Annotated in this window: 1 protein-coding gene and 1 pseudogene; one reads left to right on the forward strand and one right to left on the reverse strand. The window is 59.9% G+C overall.

Translation table 11 applies throughout. The features are described from left to right. Positions 1-1,197: 1,197 nt before the first annotated feature. A pseudogene (locus ACXJ7R_RS31315) lies at positions 1,198-1,708 on the forward strand (MucR family transcriptional regulator). A gap of 45 nt (positions 1,709-1,753) precedes the next feature. Here the strand turns inward: ACXJ7R_RS31315 and ACXJ7R_RS31320 are convergent. Next, positions 1,754-1,941, reverse strand: a 188-nt coding sequence (locus ACXJ7R_RS31320; protein WP_457155188.1) for a hypothetical protein, incomplete at its 5' end; no start/stop codon positions are given.

The raw sequence follows: 1,941 nt of genomic DNA on the forward strand, positions 1-1,941 counted from the left end.
CACTGGCCACAGCTACAGCTATGTCTTTCGCCCTGCCCGCCCTTGCTGCCGACAGCGCGCAACACTTTGTCGACAAGGCCGCGGCAGGCGGAAGTGGATTCCAGCAAGGTAGCAACCCAACACCCTTCTCGAGATGCTCTATCTCATCGAGGAACGCTCCCGTCCGTCTGCCAGCGCCTTAGCCAGACGCGACCGATCACGGATGGGCTTGTCTTCAGGCAAGTCCCACTCAAAACGCAATTCGTCGAGAAGGTCAGAAATTCCTCCAGGCAGCAGCGGAGAGAGACTGTCCGGCCTGCCGGAAGTGCACTGAGACGCTCGGCATGTGATTCTGTCCCCGCGACGGCGAGGCATGCGCTCATGGCAACCGCCCGGCGATGACGTGTGACAGGCTGTAGCCAACTGTGACGGAACCTAGACACCCGGGATATGTTTCACTGCCCGTAGCTCAAACCAGCACAGGAGGCTGCCCCTTGATCCCGAACCTCAGGCCAGCGCCGCCAAAAACTCCCTTTCGAGCAGGCCGAGCGCGGCGCATCGTGCGCGGCTTGGTGCTCGGCCAAGGCGGGCGAGCGACTCCGATCCATGTAGCGGCGGAGCGGTAGGCCGGCATCATGCGGCGTTGCCTCCCGGCAACGTGACTTCTCGAAATGCTAGGTCGTTACTTGCTCTCTCTCGTTCCAGCAAGCTGATGTATTCTGTATCAAAGGCTTTACTGTTCTTCCTGGAGATAGAAATACGGCAACGCAAAGGCCAAAATCATACTTATGCCGATTGCACCCGCCATGTGACTGCCGCCGCCAAGCCAACAAAAAACAGCAACCACACTGCCGGCTATCGCCGCCTCCGCCATACTAGCCCAGAAAGGACCAAATCGGGGCGGCGGCGCGACCGAGTCCGCCCGTTGCCTGGCCTTGAAGCTAATGCGTGCAGCATCCAATCTGACAATTCCCGATATCGACGCGGAAATGACCGGTGCAGGGGATGCTTGGGCGAAGCGAGCCGCATCCCCAACGCGTAATATTAGATCGGGAAGGCCCGTTTTGTCGTTAAGGGATTGCCTGTCGCCTTCGGCTGTGGGCTACCTGTGGATAACTCGCTCGCGCAGGTATCTGTGTGTAGGCCCGGCGCGTGTTTCCGCTGGCCGCTCTCCTATGCTGCCGAAGTGCGCCGCGCGTCCTGGCGCCCGCCTGCGGCATGCAGGAAGCGCACTGTAGACCTCAGGCCAGAGTGGCGCGGCTGGCAACGCTCGCGGAACTAACAGCGGAAGTTGTCTCGGCATATGTGAGCAAGAACCCACTTCCTGCCGCCGCATTGCCGGACCTTATCGCTTCTGTTCATGCTTCCGTGTCGGGCCTCAACAGGCCGGCAGATCCGCCTGCTGTGCCTCTCGTGCCGGCGGTAAATCCGAAGAGGCCGGTGTTTCCCGACTGCATCGTCTGCCTGGAGGACGGCAAGAAATTCAAGTCGCTGAAGCGACATCTTGCTACTCACTTCAATCTCAGTCCCGATCAGTAACCGGCAGAAATGGAGCCTGCCGACTGACTATCCCATGGTAGCTCCTAATTATGCTGCCGCCCGCTCGGCGCTAGCAAAAGCCGCAGGCCTGGCCCGTAAGGCGCCGCCGGTAAAAGCGCCTGCGAGAAGGTTAAGTCGGCTTAGTTCTCTCTTCGTACCTCGACATGACGCAAGGTCAAGATTCAGCTAAAGGGTGAACCGCGGCGGACTTGGCGTCCGCTTTGGCCGGCGCCTTTCAAGCAACCTCCAGCGAGCGGCGCCGGCTTTTTCCTCGATCTGAAATCGTCAAGCGCCGTTGGGCGAAGCTTGCGTTCGCGCATAGGTTGCGCGATGCTGCCCTCGGGGAAATAAAGGGATGGGGCAATCCATGGCAGCCGAGATCAAGAGCGAGAAGCAAGCAATTGCCATCGACAAGTGGGAGGT

The organism is Mesorhizobium sp. P5_C1 (assembly GCF_054049815.1).